The organism is Pseudomonas sp. HUK17 (assembly GCF_001566765.1).
The window spans coordinates 261018-274969 of record NZ_LSMW01000005.1; the positions used below are offsets into that span (position 1 = coordinate 261018).

Here is a 13952-nt window from a genome sequence, read left to right on the forward strand (position 1 = left end):
GCCCGCCAGACGGTGTCCGGCTTTCTCACGTCAAGGAGTCTTTTCATGTCGATTCGCCGTTTCGCTCTGGCCGCGCTGGCCGGTGCCCTGTTCGCCACCCAGGTCCACGCCGTTGAATTGCTCAACGTGTCCTACGACCCGACCCGCGAGCTCTATCAGCAGTACAACGCGGCCTTCGCCAAGCACTGGAAGGCCGAAACCGGCGAAGACGTGAGCATCAAGAATTCCCATGGCGGCTCCGGCAAGCAGGCGCGCTCGGTGATCGATGGCCTACAGGCCGACGTGGTGACCCTGGCGCTGTCCGGCGACATCGATGCCCTCAACCTGCACCAGCAACTGGTCGACCCCAACTGGCAGAAGCGCCTGGCGGACAACAGCACCCCCTACACCTCGACCATCGTCTTCCTGGTACGCAAGGGCAATCCCAAGGGCATCAAGGATTGGGACGATCTGGTGAAGAAAGACGTCCAGGTCATCACGCCCAATCCCAAGACCTCCGGCGGTGCCCGCTGGAACTTCCTCGCCGCCTGGGCCTATGCCAAGGCCAAGTACGGCAGCGATGCCGAGGCGCTGAAATTCGTCACCGAGCTCTATCGCCACGCCCCGGTGCTGGACACCGGCGCCCGCGGCGCCACCATCAGCTTCGTGCAGCGCCAATTGGGTGATGTGCTGATCGCCTGGGAAAACGAAGCCTATCTGTCCCTGAAGGAAGAAGGCGGCGACCAGTTGGAGATCGTCACCCCGTCGTTGTCGATCCTGGCCGAGCCGCCCGTAGCCGTGGTGGACAAGGTGGTCGACAAGAAGGGTACCCGCAAGCAGGCCGAGGCCTATCTGCAGTATCTCTACAGCCCCGAGGGTCAGCGCATCGCCGCGCAGAACTTCTATCGTCCTCGCGATGCCAAGGTGGCGGCGGAATTCAAGGATCAGTTCAAGCCGGTCAAGCTGGTGACCATCGACCAGGAATTCGGCGGCTGGAAAGCGGCGCAACCCAAGTACTTCGCCGACGGCGGCGTGTTCGACAAGATCTTCGCCGACATCAACAAGTAGCACCGCAGCCGGGACGGCTCACGCTGACCGGCCCGGAACAGGTATCGTTCCACCCCTCTGCGCCCTGGCGAATGCATCGCCGGGGCGCCTTGCAGAAGGACGCCTCATGTCTCGCCGTCTCTCCCCGGTCATACCCGGCTTCGGGTTGACCCTGGGCTTCTCCCTGACCTACCTCGCGCTGATCGTGCTGATCCCGCTGGGCGCCATGTTTCTCCATGCCAGCCAGCTGAGCCTAGGGCAATTCTGGTCGCTGATCACCGGTCGCCAGGTGTTGGCCGCGCTGCAGCTGTCCTTTGGCACCGCCCTGCTCGCCGCCTTCGTCAACGGCATCCTCGGCACCCTGCTGGCCTGGGTGCTGGTGCGCTACGAGTTCCCTGGGCGCAAGCTGATCGATGCCATGGTCGACCTGCCCTTCGCCCTGCCCACCGCGGTGGCCGGCATCGCCCTGACCGCCCTCTATGCCCCCAACGGCCTGATCGGCTCGCTGTTTCCCTTCAAGATCGCCTATACCCCGATCGGCATCACCCTGGCGCTGATCTTCGTCACCCTGCCCTTCGTGGTGCGCACCCTGCAGCCGGTGCTGGCGGACATCCCCAAGGAGATCGAGGAAGCCGCCACCTGCCTGGGTGCCCGCCCCTGGCAGGTGTTTCGCTATGTGCTGGTGCCGACGCTGTTGCCAGCCTGGCTGACCGGCTTCGCCCTGGCCTTCGCCCGCGGCGTGGGCGAGTACGGCTCGGTGGTGTTCATCGCCGGCAACATCCCGTTCAAGACCGAGATCCTGCCGCTGCTCATCGTCTCCAAGCTGGACCAGTACGACTACACCGGCGCCACTGGCATCGGCGTGTTCATGCTGCTGGTGTCCTTTGTCATGCTGCTGCTGATCAACATCCTGCAGCGCCGCATCCAGCCCAACATCTAAGGAGTCCGCATGAGCCTCATGACGTCGACCAAGGCGGATGCGCGCGCCAACAAGCAGCGCACGCCGGTGGCCATCGCGCTGATCGCCAGCGCCTGGCTGATCTTCCTACTGATCCTGGTGCTGCCGCTGTACATGGTACTGAGCCAAGGCCTGGCCAATGGCATCGGCGCCTTCTGGGACGCCATCAGCGAACCGGACGCGATCTCGGCCCTCAAGCTGACGCTGTTCGCCACCGCCATCTCGGTCCCCCTGAACCTGGCCTTCGGCCTGGCGGCGGCCTGGTGCGTCACCAAGTTCGAGTTCACCGGCAAGAGCCTGCTGATCACCCTGATCGATCTGCCCTTCTCGGTCTCGCCGGTGATCGCCGGTCTCATCTATGTGCTGCTGTTCGGTGCCCAGGGGCTGATGGGCCCCTATCTGCAGAGCGTGAACGTGCAGATCGTCTTCGCCGTGCCCGGCATCGTACTGGCGACGATCTTCGTCACCTTTCCCTATGTGGCCCGCGAACTGATCCCGCTGATGCAGGAACAGGGCACCCAGGAAGAAGAAGCCGCACGGCTGCTGGGCGCCAGTGGCTGGCAACTGTTCTGGCACGTGACCCTGCCCAACGTGAAATGGGCGCTAATCTATGGCGTGGTGCTCTGCACCGCGCGGGCCATGGGCGAGTTCGGCGCGGTGTCGGTGGTCTCCGGCCACATCCGCGGCCTGACCAATACCCTGCCGCTGCACATCGAGATTCTCTACAACGAATACAACATCGTCGCCGCCTTCAGCGTGGCGATCCTGCTGCTGATGATGGCCCTGGTGATCCTCCTGCTGCGGCAGTGGAGCGAGAGTCGCCTGAGCCACCAACTGCAGCACCGTGACGAGGAATAAGGCGCCATGAGTATCGAGATCCAGGATATCAACAAGAGGTTTGGCGCCTTCCAGGCGCTCAAGGACATCAACCTGCACATCGAGAGCGGCGAACTGGTCGCCCTGCTCGGCCCCTCCGGCTGCGGCAAGACCACCCTGCTGCGCATCATCGCCGGTCTGGAAGCACCGGACACCGGTAACATCGGCTTCCACGGTGAAGACGTCTCCGGACGTGACGTGCGCGATCGCAACGTCGGCTTCGTCTTCCAGCATTACGCGCTGTTCCGCCACATGACGGTGTTCGACAACGTGGCCTTCGGTCTGCGCATGAAGCCGCGCCGGGAGCGGCCGAGCGAGGCGCAGATTGCCAGCAAGGTGCACGAACTGCTGAACATGGTGCAGCTCGACTGGCTGGCCGACCGCTATCCCGAACAGCTCTCCGGTGGTCAGCGCCAGCGCATCGCCCTGGCCCGCGCGCTGGCGGTGGAGCCCAAGATCCTGCTGCTCGACGAACCCTTCGGCGCCCTGGATGCCAAGGTGCGCAAGGAGTTGCGCCGCTGGTTGGCACGGCTGCACGAGGAGATCCACCTGACCTCGGTGTTCGTCACCCATGACCAGGAAGAGGCCATGGAAGTGGCCGACCGTATCGTGGTGATGAACAAGGGGCAGATCGAGCAGGTCGGCTCGCCCGGCGAGGTCTATGAGCAACCCGCGAGCGACTTCGTCTATCACTTCCTCGGTGATTCCAACCGCCTGGCCCTGGGCGAGCAGGAGGTACTGTTCCGTCCGCACGAGGTGGAGCTGGAGCGTGAGCCGCGAGCGGGTTATCACGCCGCCGAAGTGCGCGACATTCGCCCGCTGGGCGCCATTACCCGGGTGACCCTGAAGGTGCCGGAGCAGACCGAGGTGATCGAGGTGGAACTGGTCAAGGACCACCCGGCGCTGGCCGGTCTGCAACGCGGTGCGCCGCTGCATTTCCTGCCGCGTACGCCCTGAGCTGCAGCAGGCGGCTAAGACCAAAGTCGTAGCCGCCTGGATCAGACAGCGGTTGCAACCTCCGGAAAGCTGGATCCATGATCGACGAAGCTGACCCACGTCACATTTCGTAATCGATCGAGCCGAATCACAAGGAGGTCGCATGCCCAGGCGCTGGCCCGTCGTGCTGTCGCTTCACCTGGCCATCCTCGTGGCTGCGCTGCTACTCTGGCAGGGGCTGGCGCTGCCCTCCACCGCCGGCCTGGGACTGGTTCTCGTGGCAGCCCTCTGGCCTTGGCTACTGCTGCTGCGCAAGCCTGTCGCGCCGCCGGCCCCGCCCCAGTCCTTCGACGAGCTGACCAGCGATCTTTCGCGCAGTACGGCGCGCAACGCCGTGGCCATCGCCGGGGTGGCCTTCGCCGCCCAGCAACTGGCGGCCCGGGTGCAATCTCAAGCCAGCACGGCCGCACAGATTTCCAGCAGCGCCGCGTCCCTTACCCAGACCGAGCACGACAGCGCCGGCAGCGCCCGCCAGGCCCTGGCGGTGGCGCAGCAGGTGCACCAGCGCAGCGAGGCCGGTCGGGAGGCCCTGAACTCGGCGATCGCCGCCATCCGCGCGCTCAGCGAGCACGCCCGCCAGAGTCGGGAATTGATCGCGGGTCTGAGCGCCCGCACCGACAAGATCCAGCAGGTCACCGAGGTCATCCAGGCCATCGCCAGCCAGACCAACCTGCTGGCGCTCAATGCCGCCATCGAAGCCGCCCGGGCCGGCGAGCACGGTCGCGGCTTCGCGGTGGTCGCCGACGAGGTCCGTGGCCTGGCGGCGCGGACCTCCAGCGCGACCGGCGAGGTGGGCGTGATCGTGGCCGATATCGGCCAGCAGACCGAGGCCGTGGTGGCGCAGATCCAGGAACTGGCCCAGGCGCTGGAAGATGGCGTGCGCCAAGTCGAACGCACGGGCGAAGGCCTGCAGGAGATCGCCCAGCTGGCGCAGACCGCCGAGCGCCAGGCCGCGGACATCGCCCAGGGCACCTCGGCCAATCTCGCCCAATTGGAAAGCCTGGCCCAGGCGGTGGAGCAGGTGCACAGCGATCTCGCTGACAGCGAGCGTCAGACCAGCCGCCTCAGCGGCGCCGCCGATGAATTGGTGGACATGGCCGAAGCCAGCAGCGAACGCCTGGCCGAGGTCGGTCTGGACAGCTATCACCAGCGCATCTTCGAACTGGCGCGCCAGGGCGCGGATGCCATCGGTCGCCGCTTCGAGGAAGACCTGGCCGCCGGGCGCATCACCCAGGACGCCCTCTTCGACCGCCAGTACCAGCCCGTGCCCGGCAGCCAGCCGGCCAAGTACCGCACCCGCTTCGACAGCTACACCGATGGTGTGCTACCGGCGATCCAGGAGCCGCTGCTGGACCAGCATCCCGGCCTGGTCTTCGCCATCGCCTGTACGCCTGAGGGCTATGTGCCCACCCACAACCGCGCTTTCGCCCAGGCGCCCACCGGCGATGTGGCGGTGGATACGGCGCGCAGTCGCAGCAAGCGCCTCTTCAGCGATCGCACCGGCAAGCGCTGCGGCAGTCATCAGCGCCGCCTGCTGTTGCAGACCTATATGAGGGACACCGGCGAGGTGATGCACGACCTCTCGGTGCCGATCCTGGTGAACGGTCGGCACTGGGGTGGACTGCGCCTGGGCTATCGCCCCGACACCGCGCGCTAGCCCAACTTGAGCTGGGTGACCGCCAGCTGCCAGACCGCGGCTTCCAGCCCGAGCATACGCCCGGCCTTGTGCTCGAGCAGGGCCTCGAGGGATTCGCCCGGAGCAGGATTCGCCGCCTGCGCCGCCAGATGCAGGATCAGCGACGGCTTGGGCAGTACGCCGTGCAGGCTGTGTACCGCTGTCACCAGTTCGCGCAATTCCAGCGGCAGCCGCCAGTGCCGCTGCAATTCCGCGGAGAACTCCAGGCTGTAGCTCAGCAGGGCGCGCTCCAGCGCTGCCTCCTCGAGAACGCCGCCCCCGTCGCACCAGCGTTGCACACCTTGCAATACGGCCAGCTCACCTAGCCGATGGAGCAGGCCGGCGGTATAGCAGCGCTCGGCGTCTTCGCGCGCATAGCGCAGCGCCAGCAGACGCGCGCAGTCGGCAGCGCGTTGGGCCAGATGCAGATAGCCTTCGGCGCGCGTGGCCAGCAGCGGGTCGGTCAGACGCGTCGCCCGTCGCAGACTCAGGCCCAATACCAGATTGAGGGTAAAGCCGACGCCCAGCCGCGGCAGGGCCTGGCTGAGGGTCTGGCAGGACTGGCCGACGCGCTGAGAGGCGCTGTTGGCCGCGGCGATCAGGGTCGCCGTGACCAGCGGATCCTGGCCGAATTCGGTTTCCAGCTCGCCCAGGCTGCAGCTCTCGCTCTCGCGGCAGCGCTGGATGATAGCGGGCAGATCGGCGAACAGCGGCACGGCGTCGATTTCGGCGGCCATGCGCTGCAGATGATCGTCCAGCGAGCCCAGGGCCGCAGCCCTCGCCGCCTGAGCGGCGTCATCCGCCGGTGGCAACAGACTGCGCAGACGGCGCAACACCTCTTCCGCTGCATAGGGTTTGACCAGATAGGCCGTTGGTGCCAGGCGCAAGGCGGCGCGCACATAGGCGGCATCGGAATGGTCGGACAGCAGGATCACCGGCTGCAGTGGCTGGGCACCGCGCTGGCGGATGCGCCGCAGCAGGTCGAGGCCGTCGCAATCGGCCGGTCGCTCGACGATGATCAGGGCGCATCTCTTGCGCTGATCCAGTTCGGCGAGGGCCTGATAGCCATGGCCGTATTCATGCACCAGGGCATCGGCGCGCACGGCCAGCACCAATGACTTGAGCAGGTCACGGGTCCAGGGATTGGCGTCGACGATGAGTATCAGGGGCGGCATCCCAACCCACTCCTGCTTGAGGAAAGCGAAGCGGCGGATGATGCGTCAAAGCAGAAATAATGCCAAGTACATCACAGAAAAACCGCCCTCCAGGAGGGCGGTTTGGGCAGGACTCAGGCCAATTCGGTGAAACACTCGCCGATAATGGCCAAGCCGCGATCCAGCTCTTCGTCGCTGGCGGTCAGGGGGACGAGGATGCGCAGCACATTGCCGTAGCTGCCGCAGCTAAGCAGGATCAGGCCCTTCTGGCGTGCGCGGACCACGATCTGGCTGGTCAGCTCGGCGTCGGGCTGCTCGATATCGCCACCCTTGCCCAGCTCCATGGCGATCATGGCGCCCAGACCCCGGACGTCGCAGATCTGCGCGTGCTTGGTGGCCAGTTCGCGCAGGCCGGCGGTGAGGCGCTCGCCCACGGCCTTGGAGCGGTCCAGCAGTTTCTCTTCTTCGAAGGTCTCGATCACCGCCAGGGCTGCGGCGCAGGCGATGGGGCTGCCGGCGTAGGTGCCACCCAGGCCACCAGGGGTGACGGCATCCATCACCGTGGCCCGGCCGGTCACGCCCGACAGCGGGAAGCCACCGGCGATGGACTTGGCGAAGGTCACCAGGTCGGCGTCGACGCCCATCTGCTCCATGGCGAAGAAGGTGCCGGTACGACCGGCGCCGGACTGGACTTCATCGGCGATCAGCAGGATGCCGTGGGTGTCGCACAGCTTGCGCAGGCGCTGCATGAATTCCTTGGGCGCGGCATAGAAACCGCCCTCGCCCTGCACCGGCTCGAGGATGATGGCCGCTATGTCGCCAGGGGCCGCATCGTTCTTGAAGATGCGCTCGACGCTGGCGATGGCGTCATCGACGCTGATGCCGTGCAGTTCGCAGGGATAGAGCGCGCGATAGACGCCGCCGGGCATCAGGCCCATGCCGGCCGAATAGGGCGCGACCTTGCCAGTCAGCGACAGGGTCATCATGGTGCGGCCGTGGTAGGCGCTGGAGAAGGCGATGACGCCAGCGCGCTGGGTAGCGGCGCGGGCGATCTTGACGGCGTTCTCCACGGCTTCGGAGCCGGAGTTGAACAACGCGGTCTTCTTCGGGAAGTTGCCCGGCACCAGTTCGTTGAGCTTTTCGCAGACCTCGACGTAGGGCTCGTAGGCCAGCACCTGGAAGCAGGTATGGGAGACCTTGGTCAGCTGCTCCTGCACGGCCGCCACCACGCGCGGATGCAGGTGGCCGGTGTTGAGCACGGCGATGCCGCCGGCGAAGTCCAGGAACTCGTTGCCCTCGACGTCCCAGACCTTGGCGTTCTCCGCACGGGCGACGAAGATCGGGTGGGTCTGGCCGACGCCACGGGCGACGGCGGCGCTGCGGCGGTGCATCAGGGAATCGTTGGTGTGGCTCATTGCAGTCCTCGATGGCCGCTCATCGTGGCGGCCGGCTACGGGAAAGGCGCGGACCGGATTCCGGGCAGCATACGATGATCGACTGCCAACGGCCCGGCGTCCGCGCCGGGAAAAGCTTTGGTTCAGGCTGAGGGGGCTGTTGGGCTTCGACGGTGAAGCCGTCTCAACCCAACCTACCTCGACCGTAGGTTGGGTTGAGCTCCGCGAAGCCCAACAGATCCAGCTAGCAGCGGTATCAAACGCCCAGGCAGAGGTACTTGATCTCCAGGTATTCCTCGATGCCGTACTTGGAGCCCTCGCGGCCCAGGCCCGAGGCCTTGACGCCACCGAAGGGCGCCACCTCATTGGAGATCAGGCCGGTGTTGATGCCGACCATGCCGTACTCCAGCGCCTCGGCCACGCGGAATACGCGGGACAGGTCGCGGGCATAGAAGTAGGAGGCCAGGCCGAACTCGGTGTCGTTGGCCAGCTCGATGACCTCGGTCTCGTCCTTGAAGCGGAACAGCGGCGCCAACGGGCCGAAGGTCTCTTCCTTGGACACCTTGGCGCTCTTGGGCACGTCGGCGAGGATGGTCGGCTCGAAGTAGCTGCCCCCGTTGGCGTGGGCCTTGCCACCGGCGATGACCTTGGCGCCCTGGCTCACGGCGTCGTCGATGTGTTCCTTGACCTTGGCCGCGGCCTTGGCGTCGATCAGCGGGCCGATGGTGACGCCCTCTTCCAGGCCGTTGCCGACCTTGAGTTTGGCCACCGCGGCCTTGAATTTCTCGGCGAAGGCCTCGTAGACACCGTCCTGGATATAGAGACGGTTGACGCAGACACAGGTCTGGCCGGCGTTACGGTACTTGGAGGCGATGGCGCCTTCCACGGCCTTGTCCAGGTCGGCGTCGTCGAAAACGATGAAGGGCGCGTTGCCGCCCAGCTCCAGCGACAGCTTCTTGATGGTGGGCGCGCTCTGCTCCATCAGCTTGGCGCCGATCTCGGTGGAGCCGGTAAAGGAGATCTTGCGCACGATGGGGCTTTCGGTCAGCTCGGCGCCGATCTCGGCGGCGGAGCCGGTGACCACGCTCAACACACCCTTGGGAATGCCGGCGCGCTCGGCCAGTTCGACCAGCGCCAGCGCCGAATAGGGGGTCTGGCTGGCGGGCTTGATCACCATGGTGCAACCGGCGGCCAGGGCCGGACCGGCCTTGCGGGTGATCATCGCGGTGGGGAAATTCCACGGCGTGATGGCGGCGGTGACGCCGATGGGCTGCTTGATCACCAGAATGCGCTTGTCGGCCTGATGGCCGGGAATGGTGTCGCCATAGATGCGCTTGGCTTCTTCGGCGAACCACTCGATGAAGGAGGCGGCGTAGACGATCTCGCCCTTGGCCTCGGCCAGCGGCTTGCCCTGCTCCAGGGTCATCAGCCGGCCCAGGTCGTCCTGGTTCTCGATCATCAGCTCGTACCAGCGCCGCAGCTTGGCCGAGCGCTCCTTGGCGGTCAGCGCACGCCAAGCCGGCAGGGCGCGGTTGGCAGCGTCGATGGCACGCTTGGTCTCGGCGCGACCAAGCTTGGGGATGGTGCCCAGGGTCTCGCCGGTGGCCGGGTTGTCCACCTGGACGGTGGCACCGCTGTCGGCGTCGATCCAGGCGCCGTCGACATAGGCTTGCTGGCGAAACAGGGAAGCGTCTTTGAGCTGCATTACGGTCTCCTTGGCTGAAAGGGCCGGAAGCAAGGGCATGACACCCCTGCGCCTGCGATAGGATCAGGCCTGGAAACGCTGGCATCGCCACCGTTCAGCGCCCGCTCGAGCAACGTCCGAACCGCTATGGGCGTTCGAAATATTGAACGCATCCTAGGAGAATATTGAACCCCCGCGCAAGAGCGCCGGAGCGGTTTTCGCGCGGCCCTCCTCCTCGTTTATGCAGCCCTTGCCACGCCCCGCGAAACAGTCGTTCAAAATCAACAACATCGTGCTTCCGGGCATGGACGGTTGAGGGCAAGGTGAGTATGATGGCGACCGATTCAGCGTCACCGAATCGTTGCACTCGTAGCTCAGCTGGATAGAGTACTGCCCTCCGAAGGCAGGGGTCGTGGGTTCGAATCCCGCCGAGTGCGCCATCTTACGTTCACCGTCGCGTGAACCTCAGCAAAGCCCGCCATCGCGCGGGCTTTGCTGTTTCTGGAATAGGTCTACGTCCGAACCTGTCCTCCGCCTATCGAAGCGCAGGTCAGCTTTCGCTTATCTAGTACTAAGCTAGTTGGCGTTCAAAGGTTGAGCGGCGGCTAGTCAAATACATCCCTCCGTTGTGTCTGGCATCATTCCCCTGCAATACCGCTACTTCCGCATTGCCAGTAGAAACTCAAGGGATGGAACATGGCCGAGAGCAGTAACTTCGCCTTTTTCAAAGAACACGACCCGGTCTTCTTCCAACTCGCCAATGCGGCTGAGCGAGTATTCGCCAGCGATCCCAATACGACGCTTATCAAACTGCGGCAGTTGGGCGAAGCCCTGGCTCAGGACCTTGCGGTGAGAGCGGGTATCGAGCTCGTCACCACCCTCTCGCAAGCCGACCTGCTGTATCGCCTGAGCCGTGACATCCAGCTCGATGGCAACATCCGCAATCTCTTCCACACGCTACGCGTGGAAGGCAACAAGGCTACTCACGGATTCCGCACCCAGCATCGCGACGCGCTAGATGGGCTGAGGGTCGCTCGCGCCTTGGCGATCTGGTATCACCAGTCATTCGGTGCCGGCGGCAGCTCCTTCAAGCCAGGGCCTTTCATCACGCCCGCTGATCCAAGTGAACCGCTGCGTGATTTGCAGGCGCAGATCGAGAGGCTTCGCGCCGAACTGGGCGACAGTCGTCAACAGTTGGAAGACCACGATCAGTTAGCCGGCCTCTTGAAGCTGGAAAAGGAAAAGCAAGCCAGTCTCGCCGAGAAGATGAATGAGGATGCGCTTGTTTACGAGCAGCTTGCTCAAGAGCGAGAGGAAGAATTGGCCAAGGCACGTGCCGATTTCGAGGCGCGACTCAAGACGCTGCAGCAACAACTGGAAGATCAACCGCAAGCGGTCCAGCAGGTCACACGCAAAACTCAGCAGGCAACCAGCCAATTCGACCTCAACGAAGACCTCACCCGCATTCTTATTGATCAACAGCTGAACGACGCAGGCTGGGAAGCTGATTCGCTCGATCTCACCTACGGCAAAGGTGCTCGTCCCGAAAAGGGCAAGAACAAGGCGATTGCCGAATGGCCTACCTGCAAGCCGAACGAAGACGCCGATTATGTACTGTTTGCCGGCCTCACCCCGGTTGCCATCGTCGAGGCCAAACGCAAGCGCGTTAATATCGCCAACCGCATCACCCAGGCCGAGCGCTATTCGCGCCAGCTGATCATTACCGATGATCTGCAATCGGCTGGACAAGGCGCTGGCTGGGCGGATGGCCAGGGTGGCCACTTCAAAGTCCCGTTTGCCTTCGCCTGCAATGGCCGTCCCTATATCAAACAGCTCGCTGAATTGTCCGGCATCTGGTTCCGCGATCTGCGCAGCCCAGCCAATCTGCGCCGGTCGCTACAGGACTTCCACACACCGGGCGGTCTGCTCGACCTGCTCAAACGCAGCCGTGACGAGGCGGAAGCAAAGCTGCAGCAAGAAGGCTTTGCCTATCTGAAGCTGCGTAATTACCAGGAAAACGCGATCAAGGCCGTTGAAGAGGCCCTCGCTGACGGACGTCGCCAATGTCTGCTGGCCATGGCCACCGGGACCGGCAAGACCCGTACGATCATTGGCTTGATGTATCGCCTGCTGAAAGCGGAGCGCTTCCGTCGCATTCTCTTTCTGGTCGACCGCAGCGCCCTGGGCCAACAAGCCATCGAGGCCTTCAACGAAGCGACCCTGGAACAGAACCACACCCTGGCGCAGATCTATGACGTCAAGGAACTGGGCGACATGGCCGCCGAAGCCGAAACACGCGTTCAGGTCGCCACCGTACAGGCGATGGTCAGGCGCATCTTCCAGTCAGACACTCCGCCGCCCATTGATGCCTACGACTGCATTATCGTCGACGAGGCCCACCGCGGTTACACCCTCGATCAAGAGATGACCGAAGGCGAGTTGGCAATACGCGATGTCAGCCAGTACCTATCGCAGTACCGCCGCGTGCTCGACTATTTCGACGCTTGCCGTATCGGCCTCACGGCGACACCGGCCAAGCACACCAGCGAAGTTTTCGGGCCACCGATTTTCACCTACAGCTATCGCGAAGCCGTGGCTGACGACTGGCTGATCGATCACGAGCCGCCGATTCGCTACCAGACCGAACTCAGCCAAAATGGCATTCACTTCGCCAAGGGCGAGAGTGTCAGCATTATCGATACGAGCACCGGCGAGGTGGATGTCGCCGAACTCGAGGATGAACTCGACTTCGAGATCGAGTCCTTCAACCGCCGGGTGATCACGCCTGGCTTCGACCAGGTCATCTGCGAGCAACTGGCCCAGGAGCTCGACCCTTCCGGCGATGAGAAGGCGATGATCTTTTGCGTCAATCAGGCCCATGCCGAGCGGGTCAAAAATCTGCTCGACGAGGCGCTCAAAGACGTCCACGGCGAGGAGTACAACCAGGCCGCTGTCCAGATCATCACCGGACAGAGCGACAAGGTCGAACAGCTCATTCGCCAATACAAGAACGAGCGCTACCCGAGCATCGCCATCACGGTCGACCTCCTGACCACAGGTATCGACGTACCGCGCATCTGCCATCTGGTGTTCATGCGCCGGGTGCGTTCGCGCATCCTCTACGAGCAGATGAAGGGCCGCGCCACGCGCCGCTGCGATGAAATCGGCAAGACGGTATTCAAGATCTACGATCCGGTCGACCTGTACGCCGCCCTCGAACCCGTCGACACCATGAAGCCGCTGGTGAAAGACCCGAACATCACCCTGGACCAACTGGTGAGCGAGCTGACCAACCCGGCCAGCCTCGACGCCCCAGGCAGCCAGCCAGAGACCAGCCATGCTCACGACGTGCTGGACCAGCTCAGCCAGAAGGTCATGCGCATCCTGCGCAAGGCCAGCCACAAGGCAGAGACCAAGCCAGCCCTCAAAAACAAGCTGGCCGAACTGGAAAACGTCTGGGGCGTTGCCCCGGACAAACTGCATCAGCATTTGCATGAGATGGGTCCGCAACAGGCCGCACAGTTCGTCCGTAAGCACGCTCAATTGCTCGATCAGCTTGCCACGGTCCAGGCGCTGCTCGGATCAGACCACTATCCGGTCATCTCTACGCACTCAGATACGCTCATGGTTCGTGAGCAGAACTATGGTGCCTATCAGAAGCCCGCTGACTACCTGGAAAGCTTCAACGACTTCATCAAGAACCAGCTGAATCAATCAGTGGCCCTCGGTGTGGTAGTCAGCCGCCCGCAAGATCTGACCCGTGAGCAGTTGCGTGAAGTGCGGCTGCTGCTCGACGCGAACAACTACAGCGAGGCAAATCTGCAGAGCGCCTGGCGCAACCAGACCAATCAGGAAATCGCGGCCAGTATCGTCGGTTTCATTCGTCAAGCCGCCCTCGGGGAGGCGCTACTGCCCTTCGAGCAGCGCGTGGCCAAAGCCATGGAAGCGATCTACGCCCTGCAGCCCTGGACACCCGTGCAGCGCAAATGGCTGGATCGTCTCGCCAAGCAGCTGGTGCACGAGGTCGTCATCGATGAAAAGCAAATTGGCCAGGCCTTCAGGAACGACGGCGGCAGCACACGGCTGGACAAGCTGCTCGGTGGCAACCTAAGCGTGGTACTGGACGCCCTGAATGACAATCTGTGGGTACAGACGGGATGAGACAGGTCCCGAACGGTGGATTGGCCAG

General features: G+C 63.9%; 9 protein-coding genes and 1 tRNA gene. 7 read left to right on the plus strand and 3 right to left on the minus strand.

What is annotated here, in order from left to right; all coding sequences use genetic code 11:
- The first annotated feature begins 45 nt into the window (after positions 1 to 45).
- The 5 genes from AX284_RS03275 (at position 46) to AX284_RS03295 (ending at position 5513) form a co-directional block, all read left to right on the plus strand.
- A complete protein-coding gene (locus AX284_RS03275; RefSeq protein ID WP_017640884.1) occupies positions 46 to 1047 on the plus strand; it encodes a sulfate ABC transporter substrate-binding protein in 1002 nt (333 codons plus the stop codon).
- Positions 1048 to 1153: 106 nt separating this feature from the next.
- Positions 1154 to 1966 (plus strand): sulfate ABC transporter permease subunit CysT, encoded by an 813-nt coding sequence (cysT, locus tag AX284_RS03280; RefSeq protein ID WP_017640885.1) that lies wholly within the window; start codon positions 1154 to 1156, stop codon positions 1964 to 1966.
- Between the two features lie 9 nt (positions 1967 to 1975).
- Positions 1976 to 2842: a sulfate ABC transporter permease subunit CysW gene (gene cysW / locus AX284_RS03285; RefSeq protein WP_068383547.1), complete on the plus strand. Its 867-nt coding sequence runs from the start codon at positions 1976 to 1978 to the stop codon at positions 2840 to 2842.
- Between the two features lie 6 nt (positions 2843 to 2848).
- Positions 2849 to 3817 carry a sulfate/molybdate ABC transporter ATP-binding protein gene (locus AX284_RS03290; RefSeq protein ID WP_068383549.1) on the plus strand — a complete coding sequence of 323 codons (969 nt, stop codon included), beginning with the start codon at positions 2849 to 2851 and terminating at the stop codon, positions 3815 to 3817.
- 142 nt (positions 3818 to 3959) lie between these two features.
- Positions 3960 to 5513, plus strand: a complete 1554-nt coding sequence (locus tag AX284_RS03295) for a methyl-accepting chemotaxis protein (RefSeq protein ID WP_068383551.1) — start codon at positions 3960 to 3962, stop codon at positions 5511 to 5513.
- Here AX284_RS03295 and AX284_RS03300 read toward each other — a convergent pair.
- The 3 genes from AX284_RS03300 to gabD all read right to left on the minus strand — a co-directional run bounded on the left by AX284_RS03300 (position 5510) and on the right by gabD (position 9784).
- The gene (locus AX284_RS03300) at positions 5510 to 6706 is read right to left on the minus strand and encodes an HDOD domain-containing protein (RefSeq protein ID WP_068383555.1); all 1197 of its coding nucleotides are present in this window, start codon (positions 6704 to 6706) and stop codon (positions 5510 to 5512) included. The genes AX284_RS03295 and AX284_RS03300 overlap by 4 nt on opposite strands.
- A gap of 113 nt (positions 6707 to 6819) precedes the next feature.
- Complete coding sequence (gene gabT / locus AX284_RS03305; protein WP_017640890.1) at positions 6820 to 8100, minus strand: 4-aminobutyrate--2-oxoglutarate transaminase; 1281 nt, start codon at positions 8098 to 8100, stop codon at positions 6820 to 6822.
- A 235-nt stretch (positions 8101 to 8335) separates the two neighbouring features.
- The gene (gene gabD / locus AX284_RS03310; RefSeq protein WP_068383558.1) at positions 8336 to 9784 is read right to left on the minus strand and encodes an NADP-dependent succinate-semialdehyde dehydrogenase; all 1449 of its coding nucleotides are present in this window, start codon (positions 9782 to 9784) and stop codon (positions 8336 to 8338) included.
- Positions 9785 to 10126: 342 nt separating this feature from the next.
- Here gabD and AX284_RS03315 point away from each other — a divergent pair.
- Both AX284_RS03315 and hsdR read left to right on the plus strand, forming a co-directional pair.
- Positions 10127 to 10203, plus strand: a tRNA-Arg gene (locus AX284_RS03315).
- Between the two features lie 256 nt (positions 10204 to 10459).
- On the plus strand, positions 10460 to 13924 hold the full coding sequence (hsdR, locus tag AX284_RS03320) for a type I restriction-modification system endonuclease (RefSeq protein WP_068383559.1): 3465 nt from the start codon (positions 10460 to 10462) through the stop codon (positions 13922 to 13924).
- The last annotated feature ends 28 nt before the right edge of the window (positions 13925 to 13952 follow it).